This is a genomic window from Bremerella sp. P1, from assembly GCF_028748185.1.
GTDB lineage: Bacteria > Planctomycetota > Planctomycetia > Pirellulales > Pirellulaceae > Bremerella.
In genome coordinates, this window is record NZ_CP118164.1 from 6,226,307 (window position 1) to 6,236,692 (window position 10,386).

Consider the following 10,386-nt stretch of genomic DNA (forward strand, 5'->3'; position numbering starts at 1 on the left):
AAAAACATCGTAGGAGTAGCTCAAGCGAACTATACTTGGAAGGAGCCTAACCACGAATTGACATCATTGAGAGCGCTCGCAAATGGCAAAAATCGGTCTAGCCCTATCTGGCGGTGGATTTCGTGCGACCTTGTTTCATCTAGGTGTTCTTCGATTTCTGAAGGATGTCGATTTGCTTTCCAGTGTGTCCGATATCGCTTCGGTTTCTGGAGGAAGCATTCTCGCCGCGCACCTGACACTGAACTGGGATCGTTATAACGGCACCGACGAAGAGTTCGACGAGGCAGTAGGCGAGGTCGTTTCTTTTGTCCAGTTCGACGTTCGCAATCACGTCGTCCGCCGCCTGCCTCTGCAATATCCGGCTCGGATTTTCTCTCGACTTGCCCGATACCCTTCGCGCAACCTCACACCGAATGCGATTCTCGAAAAGTGTTACCAGCGGTATCTGTACGGTGACACATGCATGTACGAACTGCCTGAGTCGCCAATGCTGCACATCTTGGCGACCAGCGTTAGCAATGGCGGGCTGTCGGTGTTCAATCGAAATGGTCTGTACGTTCAGCAGCGAACCGAGGCTGGCGAAGTTGTTTTCTCGTATGTGCCCGGCAAGATGGCAAGAATTCCGCGAGTTGTCGGAGCATCGTCCGCTTTTCCTGGCTTTTTCCCGCCAGTGGAATTTACGGCCGAAGATCTAGGCGTTCGCGATGGTGAGTTCCCGACGGAATACTTCACCGACGGCGGTGTGTACGACAACTTAGGGATTCGCGCGTTCACCTGGCTCAAGGAGCTTGGAACTCAGTTTGACGAGGTCTTCGTTAGCGATGCTGGTAAGCCATTTCAAGTCTTGAGTGACAATTCACTCGGTTTCATCGGACAATCTGTGCGGGCATCGGATATTCTGTGGGATCGTGTATGGCAACTAGAGAGAGAGAACTTTGCCAAGGAGACTGGCTTCGCGTTCATTCCCATCACCGATTCCGTTGCCGAAGACGAGGATCCGACACTCCATCCGGTCGTTCAGGCCGAAGTACAGACAATTCGTACCGACCTGGATCGTTTTTCCGACTTCGAAATCAATGGTCTTGCCCAGCATGGGTATGAAGTCGCTAGAAAGGTCTTCCGTAATACGCACGCTGATTCAGGAAAGGATATCCCGAAGGGAGAAGGTTGGGCACCGATCCCGGCCAAGCGGCTGCCAGGCCCAGGAATCCCGAAGAAATCGCCTAGTGGTGGCTCCGCTCCGACAAAAGTAGCACGGGACCTCCGAAAGTCGGCAGCTCGCCGAGTATGGACGACCTTGCTCGACCTTCGGGACTGGCCGAGTTACATCTACATCGCGCTAGCGATTTTCCTGTTCTGTTACTTGCCATTTCAGGTCTACGAACTTTACAAGCAGTCTCAAGTGCAGGCCCAGGTCATCGATTCGATTGCCAGCGGTAATCCTGATATCCACGATATTCTTGATTTGTTAGACCGAAATCCGCTTACTGATTGGAGTCCTATGGACGTCGAGGACATCGACGAGCCGAGCCCAGAAAAGGAGACCGTGGTCGAACTCCTTGACTACAGTCGGATCATCGATTTAAGGCATTGGCATCCTGAGAAGAGCAATCGCGAAGACCAGGGAGGCGTTTATATCAAAGATCGCGTCATGCTAATGATTCCGGAAAACGCAGCCTCTGCGGAAGGTTGGGATCCGAAGATTGTATTCAGCTATCCTTCGCTATTCAAAGATGTTGAATTCCGTCAACCAGAACAACGGTTCCCAGGACAGATTCGGCGTTTGACCAAACCTGTTATGGAATATGGTCTGGAACGACAAACGTATGAAGTCGAGTACGACTTGACTGAGCTATCACGAGGCGAACCGGGGACGATTACCAATGAAATGTTAGTTCGCATTCCGGCGAAGATTTCGCGGGCACCTTTCGCCACGCGTTTTAAAACCGATCTGCTGACTGTGTGGATGCTATTTCCCGAAGATCGGCCGTATGTGAATTACGAACTGGTTCGCTATCCCATCGACAAAAGCGAGGCACCCACGGTGATGAATTCGCGGTATCGAATCAATCACCCGTACGGCTCGCTAATTGGCTGGTCGGTCGTTAATCCAGAAGTCGGCCAGGTGTATGAGTGCCGCTGGACGGATGAATAGAGCAGTCGAAAAATCGTGAGGCTGGCTGGGTTCCTGACAAGCGTGCCAGTTATCGCTCATCAGGAACCGTAGCCCAACCTTCGCGACTTATTGTGTATCACTAGCGTCCGAGTTGAAGTCATCGGAACGTCGGATCGTTTCGCAAATGCCGCGAACCGTTTCCTTGTAATGTTCGTCCAGCTTTGCGTCGACCGCGAAACCGGCGGCAACCAGTTGATTGTTGCCAGCATCGAAAACGCCGACTGCAAAGTTCAAGTCCGTTCCCGCCTTCTTGCCTTTGCCGTTGCCGGTCACAACCACGCCACCGTTTTTGCCTTCGGTCTGCTTATCGAATTTGATCTCGGTCATGTAATTCTGCAGCCCATCTTCGACCTTCTTCAGGGCAGCGTTTACGTCCGTGGTGGACTTGATCGTCACAAACATCGACCAGCAGTGCCCGTCGGCGCTAACCGCCGAGATGTAGTTCTCGCCAGTGCGTTGCTTCCAGTCAGATGGAAACGTGACACCCACGATTGGCTTACCATCTAGGCGGATGACCGATTCGCCTACGGGCTTGGCGGCCGGTTCAACAGCAGGCTCCGCGGTTGCGGCGGTAGCTGCTTCACTCTCAAGGATTACGTTCGGCGACGATTCGCTAAAGTTGGCTCCCTGGTAATTCTGGTACTCGGTCGTCGACTGATACTGGCTGCGGGCCTGGGATTCTCGATTGATTGCCCCACGTGTCGCGCCGGTAACAACACCTACTTTCGCCCCGGTCGAGGCGCCCGACTTTCCTCCAACAAGTCCACCAACAGCCGCCCCACGCATTCCACCTCGAATGGCACCCTGAGCCATTACTTCGTGCGCGAGTAGAGAAACTCCCAATACCGCCACCCCTAGAACTAGCAATTTTCTCATGGCTTCACTCCAACTGATAAGTAAGGAAGTCAAATGCCCCTGGATCACTACTTATTCATGAATTGGCCAGTTACGAAATCGATTCCTCAAGCAGGCTTCTCAAACCGACATTCGCTTAGTAGCTAACTACAAAGTGCATAAGCGATGTCAATTATGGGTGTTTGTTCAACTCCTTAACTCGCATCGACATATATGAATTGATGGAACTCCTGTAGGTAATGTTTACGCCGTGTTATGTCCCGATTGTCGTTTCTCGTCGTAAGTCAGCAATCCACTTTCGGCAAAAACTCTGTTTTCATTTCCTTGACGAAAGTTCAGTGAACACAGAAAATTCGCTAGAAGTCTCTCTTCTATTCGAGTTCAATAAGAGTGGTCCTGGGATCATTCGGAACCGAGGCAAATACGCGTGATTACACACACGTTTCTAGAGTTCGAGGCCTATGCTTCTGCCGTTGGCGACGCCGACTTGAGGATGGTCTTGCCACGCATTGATAAACCACGTTGGGAAATCTCTGAATTTCACGTGGACGAATTTCATCTCCAGTATGGTAGCGAATGGAGCGGAAACATCGCCGAAGGTGTGACTCGACCTGACGGAAAGATTGTCTTTATCCCGTTACATGGCCGTCATCACGCAAATGGATTGCCGCTGGGAGAGCATTCCGTTTTCGTGATGGATGCGGCGAGTGAGTTTACGATCAGCGTGCAAGAGGCACATGATTGGTGTTCCTTGTTTCTTCCGGATAGCCGAGCAGAGCCCAACCGCAGCTCAGCAGGTAGACACCAAGGTCGCTCACAAGGTACCTATACCGTGGAGTTGAACGATCAGGAGATTGCCAACCTTCGCTGGTTGATGACCCAGTTGCATGACTCGATTCAATGCAACCCGGATATCTTGACCCAGAAGGCAGCTCGCGATGCGGTCAAAGACGATTTGGTCAAAGTGTGCCAGCGGATTACATCCGTAAGTCAGGAACCTGCCACAACCACTGGCCGACCTCCTCTCAGGCGGGACGAAGTAATCCGCACACTTCGTAATCTTATCGCAACCCATTCGCACGAATGTTTAACAATCGAAGACTTCACCAAAGCGTTAGATATATCGGAGCGATCATTACGAAATGTATTCTTAGAGTATTACGGCATGCCGCCGCGAAAATTCTTGATGATTCAACGGCTGAATCACGTCCGAAACGTTCTACGCGCTTCCCACCCAGAAGAAACAACCGTGACGGCCGTAGCCGCGCATTTTGGCTTCTGGCATTTCGGCCGCTTTGCCGGGGCGTATCACAAAATCTTTCAAGAAGCCCCGTCTGCAACATTGAACGGAAATTGCCAGACCTGTTGATGGCGTCTGTGTTGTTGTTGACGAGACGTGATGCAAGTTCCTATGTGGCACCGTTAAAATCCTAAGTGTGTGAAACTGACAAAGTTAGTTGGCTCAAATTTGCATCGACGCAGACCCGTTTGTCCTCGAACATAGAACGCGGCCTGTTGACTCTGCAGAGAGCGAGTAAGGCATAGCTTGGGTAGTTCTTTCGGGCCAGTCATGAAGTCGCGTGAGTAGGGTATTGCTCAGTTCGCACTGAAAAGCAAGAATCCGATGCCAAAGTGACTGGTTGCTAAAAGAATCTCTCGAAGAACGCAAGACGTTTGTCGGTTGCCAATTTATGTCTGACTTCCTCCTTGATCCTGATGTTGTCTTTTTGAACCACGGCTCGTTCGGAGCCTGTCCAAGGTCTGTATTTGAGGAGTACCAGAGTTGGCAACTTAAACTGGAACGTCAGCCAGTACAATTTCTGCAGCGCGAACTGCCGGAACTCCTTGCGGACGCTCGCCGCCAACTGGCCCAATATCTGGGGGCGCGATCCCATGAGGTCGTATTCGTCCCGAATCCGACGTTTGCTGCGAATACGATTGCACGTTGCCTGTCCTTAGGGACGGGTGATGAGGTCTTGATTTCGGACCAGGAATACGGCGCTTGCCGCTTTGCGTTTCAGTTTGCGGCTCAGCAAAAGGGCTTCCAGGTTGTCGAACAATCGATTCCCCTACCGGTTGAGTCAGACGAGGCAATTGTCGAGGCATTTTGGCAAGGCGTGACAAAAAAAACCAAGCTGATCTTCATCAGTCATATCACATCGACAACTGCTTTGACCTTGCCGGTTGCCCAGATATGTCGACGAGCCCGCGAGGCTGGGATTCTTACGATGATCGACGGGGCACATGCTCCGGGCCAGGTCGACGTGAATCTAGGCGAGATCGGGGCCGACTTTTACACGGCGACATGCCACAAATGGATGTGCGCACCGAAGGGTTCCGGGATCTTCTACGCTCGGGAGGATCGGCAAGACCTCGTCGAACCGCTCGTGGTTGGATGGGGTTGGGGCAAAGACAAGACGTTTCATCGTGAAAACGAATTCGTGGAACATCACGAGTGGTTGGGGACGCACGATCCGTCGGCATATTTGACAGTTCCCGCAGCAATTGCGTGGCACAAGCAGCATTTTACTGCGGGTGTGCGTCAGCGATCATGTGACCTTGCTCGCTTGGCCGTCGATTTGGCATCACAAATCGACGGCGTCCATCGTGTTCACGCCGATCGATTCTTTCGGCAGATGGGCTTGATCGATATCACTTCTCTACAAGCTGACCCTGTCGAGCTGAAGAAGCATCTATACGACGCGTACAAAATTGAGGTGCCGGTAATCCGGTGGCAGAATCGCACACTAATCCGTGTTTCAACGCACGCGTATACGAGCCGCGAGGATATTCAAACATTCACGTTCGCACTGCAAGAAGCTTTTAACCAACGCAAGTGAAGAGAACCAGAGGTCGCTTGCTATTCGCAGATATCGACGACCTTTGGCCCGAGAACATCCTGGCGGGCTTCAATCCCCAAGCCCGGCTCGGTTGATGCCTTCATCCTTCCGTCAACGCGCTGAGGTGCTCCTTCCGCTGTGCTGACCGTGACGTAGCTATTGAAGTCGGTCGAGGTAAAGCGGAATGACTCAGGCGTACTATGGGCCAGATGAGCAATGGCCGCGGTCGCAATGTCTCCTCCCCAGCTATCCTCCAACGTCATGGCAATCCCGGTAGCCACACACAGGTCGCGTAGTTGTCTGGTTCGCGTGAGTCCCCCCAGCTTGCTGATCTTCAGATTCACGACATCCATTGCTTTATCGGCCTTGGCTCGAAGCAAGGCATGCAAGCTGTCGATGTTTTCATCAAGCACAAATGGATGGTCTGTCTTTTGGCGTACGGTCAGGCATTCTTCGTAGGTAACGCATGGTTGCTCAATGTAGACATCCAGATGTTTGACCGCTCGCACGACGCGAATCGCTTCGTGCAACGTCCAGCCGGTATTAGCATCGGCGACCAGACGATCAGAAGGTGAGAGGACCTGGCGGGTTGCCTCAATACGTTCAATATCCGTGTTCGCGTCTCCCCCCACTTTCAGTTGAAATCGACGATAGCCTTCTTCACGGTACTTGGCGACATTCGCTGCCATTTCATCCGGTGGCAGTTGAGAAATCGCTCGGTAGAGCTGGACCGATTCCCCGAAACGACCGCCGAGAAGTTCGCAGATGGGAAGCTGTGTGAATTTGCCTAGAATGTCCCAGCACGCGATGTCAATTCCCGATTTCACGTAAGGATGGCCTTTGAGTGCGAAATCCATGACTTCGTTCACTTTGACCGTCTCACGAGGATCCAACCCGATCAAGTGGGGGGCCAACTCCTTCAGACCAGCCCTTACGCCTGCAGCATAGGCAGGTAAGTAGACTGGGCCAAGGGGACAGACTTCGCCATAGCCGACCAGTCCGCATTTGGTTTCAACCCCAACGATCGTCGAATCAAATGTTGATACCGATTTGCCCTGAGCCCATTGGTAATTTGACTCAACAAGGGGAAGATCGACCTGATGGGCAAAAATTCGCGCGATTTGCATGAGAGAACTTTCCAGAAACTTTGCCAACTCAGTTCCTAAGCTGGCTATTTTGCAACCCCAGAATACGAGGTAAGCTTGAGGCGATATTCAGTTTACGACATACCCAGCATACCGTCGTAGGCTTCTCGAATCTTGGTTATGGATGGTAGTTCAGCGTGAATCCGCGCACAAAACTGCTGAAAGCGGTCACCTCGGAAAGCAACCGTACCGTTGATGTCGGTTTGCTGGCCGAGCTATTTGATAGCACCCCTGATATGGCATTCTTCGTGAAGGATGCCCAGGGAAGGTACATCGCCGTAAACGATTCCCTGGTCTTGCGTCATGGTTGGCGAGAAAAGCGTGATGTGATCGGCAAGCGATCGTCCGATATCTGCGAGGGAGACCTGGGGATAATTCCGACGCAACAAGATGAACGTGTAATTCGGACCGGCAAGGCGTTGCTGAATCAGCTAGAAATGCAGTGGTATCGCCCGCCGGTAATGACTTGGTGCTTGACGACCAAGCTGCCGATGCGAGATGCCGAAGGGAACATCACTGGATTAATTGGATTTTCCAAGGATGTCCGAACGCTGGTAGAACCCGAATCGATCCCGGCAGCATTCGCGAAAGCATTGGCCGAATTTGAGGATCACCTGTCCCCTGATGTCACACCTACTTGGTTCGCGGAGAAATGCCAATTAACTGCCCGCCGGATGGCAACATTGACCAAGAAGGTGTTCGATCTGACCCCGGGGCAATTCATCGCAAAAATTAGAATTGACGCGGCCACCAGGCTACTGCGGGAAACGGGCTTATCGGTTTCTGAAATAGCTCATCAGTGTGGGTTTTACGATCATAGCGCGTTTACCCGGGCGTTTCGAAACGCGACCGGCACGACGCCCCGATCTTTTCGCCAACTTGCCAAGTGAATCGCTTTTGCTGCCTAGGGTTTCCGGTTTTTCCCAAGTTATGCGCAATTCTTAGGTTCCGAGGGATTCGATGCCAAGTATTGCATCGGCAAACAAAATAGAATGAAGTGAAAATAGGCATCCCCAAGGAATCGACATCCATGCGACATCAAGCTCTCGACTCAAAACTGTTCATTGAAAATCGAGCAAAGCTTATCAGCCTGCTCCCCAAAAACTCGATGGCGATTCTGAACGCCAATGATGTCTTGCCGACCAACGCGGATGGGAGCATCAAGATCATTCCCAACGCCGATCTCTTTTACCTCTCCGGTATTGAGCAGGAGGAATCGATCCTTTTGCTTTACCCGGATGCATATGAGCCAAAGCACCGCGAAGTTTTGTTCCTGCGAGAGCCAACGGAACTATTGCAGATCTGGGAAGGAACGAAGCTGACGAAAGAGCGCGCGACAGAGATCTCGGGAATCAGCAACGTCAAATGGCTAAGTGAATTTCCCCTGACGCTTCGTGATTGCATGCTTAGCGCGGACGAGGTTTTCCTCAACACCAACGAACATCGCCGCGCCGCTGTCACCGTCGAGACGCGTGACGACCGATTCATTAGCCAGTGCAAGCGGGACTATCCGCTCCATACCTACCGTCGGCTGGCCCCTTTCTTGCACCAACTACGAGCAGTAAAGTCTGATTTAGAAGTCGAGTTGATTAAAAAGGCGGTGGAAATCACGCATAAGGGTTTTGACCGATTGCTGAAATACCTCAAGCCTGGGGTCACCGAGTTCGAGCTCGAAGCCGAGTTGATTCACGAATACACGCGAAACCGAGGTGCGTTTGCTTATACGCCGATCATCGCTTCTGGCAAGAACGCATGCGGATTGCACTACATCGACAACGATCAGGTCTGCGAGGACGGCGATCTGGTGTTGATTGATACTGGGTCGAACTATGGAAACTACAATTCGGACATGACGCGGACGATCCCGGTCAGTGGCCGCTTCACTAAGCGGCAACGCGATGTGTACGACGCTGTCCTACGCGTCATGAGGGCATCGATCGAAGGAGCTGTCGTGGGCAAGGCTCATCGTGACTGGCACCACGAGGCTCAGTTGATGATGAATGAGGAATTGCTTGGCCTTGGCCTGATTACCAAGGAAGATGTTGCTGAGCATACACGCGACAAACCTGCGTGTAAGAAGTATTTCATGCATGGCCTGGGACATCCGATGGGCCTGGATGTCCACGATGTGGCACCGGGTCACGCTCCTTTCGCCCCAGGCTGGGTATTGACGGTCGAACCGGGTATCTACCTGCCTGACGAAGGATTCGCCGTCCGACTAGAGAATGACATCTTGATCACCGAGGATGGCCCCATCGATCTGATGAAAGACATCCCTGTCGAAGCGGATGAAATCGAGTCAATTATGCAGACAGCAGCCTCGGCGTCGTAAGCTGAATCCTAATCGCGTTTACCTTGCTCAGCCTGTTCCATTGGCTCCGAATCAGGATTTTCGTCGCCGGAAGTTTCGCCTGCTTGATAGACGCGTGCCAAGGGAACGAGAATCTCCTGGAGGTGGTGTAGATACTCCTCCTCACTGAGTTTCGATCTCTTCTGCCGCAACTCCGCCAACTGATGTTCGAGTTGATCTCGCTTTGTAACTAGTTCTGCGGAGAGCTGTAACTCTTCATCGCTAGAAACCAACACGAATTGATTAGCTAGAGTTCCGTCGGGAAGTGAACCATCTTTGGAGGCCTTGGTCACATAGATTCCCCGAAACCAATCGGCAGGCGTCCCCTTTCCGTCACCATTGTCGTCCAACAGAGCATGCTCCGTGGCCAGCTGTGAGTTGGAATCATAGTAGTTTTGCGTTTGCTTGGAGGCCGCGAGCCAGGCTTCCAGCAGTGAGGTTTGGCCGTCTTTATCTAGATCGCCAGACGTGTTGCCTATCGTCTGCGAAAGAAAGTCACCAAACCGGGCAAAATTGTATTCAAAGCCACTTTGCGTTGCGCTGATAACAACACGGTCGCGGCCTGAGAGTTGCTTGACAAATGGTCCACTCGCCGAGGCACAATTGATGATTGCCATGCGGGACGATATGGGCGCAATCAATTCTGCTAGTTCTTCCGCACTGATATCGGGGCCGCGAAGATTGAATTTCGCCTGCTTACCGTCGAAAGTTCCATGCCCGATCAAGACAAGCCACAACGTCTGCGGAGGCGCCTTCCCCAGACTCTCGAGCGTCTCTTTGAGAAGAGGCCGATCTTTCTTTTGGGATGAACCGCCTTCATCGAGTCCGATTGTGACAAGCTGTGAAGTCGACCGTTTGGCGGCCGTTTGCCAACGATCGGCCCACTGCGTGAACAGCTCGTGGTATTTCGCTTCGCCGGGTTCACCAACAACAACGATGATGGCGACATCCACGGAGTCGTCCGTCGACTTATCACTCGAAGGGGCAAGCAACAGGGTGCATGTCAACAGCCACAACATA

8 protein-coding genes are annotated in these 10,386 nt (G+C 52.3%); 5 read left to right on the top strand and 3 right to left on the bottom strand.

Features of this window, described 5'->3' with window-relative positions; genetic code table 11:
* Positions 1-82 precede the first annotated feature (82 nt).
* Entirely contained in the window at positions 83-2,155 is a 2,073-nt protein-coding gene (locus tag PSR63_RS25220; RefSeq protein WP_274328696.1) for a patatin-like phospholipase family protein, read from the top strand.
* A gap of 87 nt (positions 2,156-2,242) precedes the next feature.
* Here the strand turns inward: PSR63_RS25220 and PSR63_RS25225 are convergent, their stop codons facing one another.
* Positions 2,243-3,052, bottom strand: coding sequence for a hypothetical protein (locus tag PSR63_RS25225; RefSeq protein ID WP_274328698.1), 810 nt, complete (start codon positions 3,050-3,052; stop codon positions 2,243-2,245).
* A 406-nt stretch (positions 3,053-3,458) separates the two neighbouring features.
* On the opposite strand from PSR63_RS25225, the gene PSR63_RS25230 reads away from it, so the two are divergent.
* Positions 3,459-4,400 (top strand): helix-turn-helix domain-containing protein, encoded by a 942-nt coding sequence (locus tag PSR63_RS25230; RefSeq protein ID WP_274328699.1) that lies wholly within the window; start codon positions 3,459-3,461, stop codon positions 4,398-4,400.
* A 322-nt stretch (positions 4,401-4,722) separates the two neighbouring features.
* Positions 4,723-5,871 (top strand): aminotransferase class V-fold PLP-dependent enzyme, encoded by a 1,149-nt coding sequence (locus PSR63_RS25235; RefSeq protein WP_274328701.1) that lies wholly within the window; start codon positions 4,723-4,725, stop codon positions 5,869-5,871.
* 20 nt (positions 5,872-5,891) lie between these two features.
* Here the strand turns inward: PSR63_RS25235 and PSR63_RS25240 are convergent, their stop codons facing one another.
* Entirely contained in the window at positions 5,892-6,998 is a 1,107-nt protein-coding gene (locus PSR63_RS25240) for a cis-3-hydroxy-L-proline dehydratase (protein ID WP_274328703.1), read from the bottom strand.
* A gap of 155 nt (positions 6,999-7,153) precedes the next feature.
* Here PSR63_RS25240 and PSR63_RS25245 point away from each other — a divergent pair, with 155 nt between their 5' ends.
* Together PSR63_RS25245 and PSR63_RS25250 are read left to right on the top strand one after the other, a co-directional pair.
* A complete protein-coding gene (locus PSR63_RS25245) occupies positions 7,154-7,906 on the top strand; it encodes an AraC family transcriptional regulator (RefSeq protein WP_274328704.1) in 753 nt (250 codons plus the stop codon).
* 140 nt (positions 7,907-8,046) lie between these two features.
* Positions 8,047-9,348, top strand: coding sequence for an aminopeptidase P family protein (locus PSR63_RS25250; RefSeq protein ID WP_274328706.1), 1,302 nt, complete (start codon positions 8,047-8,049; stop codon positions 9,346-9,348).
* A gap of 8 nt (positions 9,349-9,356) precedes the next feature.
* On the opposite strand, the gene PSR63_RS25255 is transcribed toward PSR63_RS25250, so the two are convergent.
* Complete coding sequence (locus PSR63_RS25255; protein ID WP_274328708.1) at positions 9,357-10,385, bottom strand: hypothetical protein; 1,029 nt, start codon at positions 10,383-10,385, stop codon at positions 9,357-9,359.
* Position 10,386: the final 1 nt, after the last annotated feature.

Bases quoted from the DNA above. Each gene is read 5' to 3' on its own strand.
- PSR63_RS25220 (WP_274328696.1), top strand. From the start codon at position 83: ATGGCAAAAATCGGTCTAGCCCTATCTGGCGGTGGATTTCGTGCGACC.
- PSR63_RS25225 (WP_274328698.1), bottom strand. From the start codon at position 3,052: ATGAGAAAATTGCTAGTTCTAGGGGTGGCGGTATTGGGAGTTTCTCTA.
- PSR63_RS25235 (WP_274328701.1), top strand. From the start codon at position 4,723: ATGTCTGACTTCCTCCTTGATCCTGATGTTGTCTTTTTGAACCACGGC.
- PSR63_RS25240 (WP_274328703.1), bottom strand. From the start codon at position 6,998: ATGCAAATCGCGCGAATTTTTGCCCATCAGGTCGATCTTCCCCTTGTT.
- PSR63_RS25250 (WP_274328706.1), top strand. From the start codon at position 8,047: ATGCGACATCAAGCTCTCGACTCAAAACTGTTCATTGAAAATCGAGCA.
- PSR63_RS25255 (WP_274328708.1), bottom strand. From the start codon at position 10,385: ATGTTGTGGCTGTTGACATGCACCCTGTTGCTTGCCCCTTCGAGTGAT.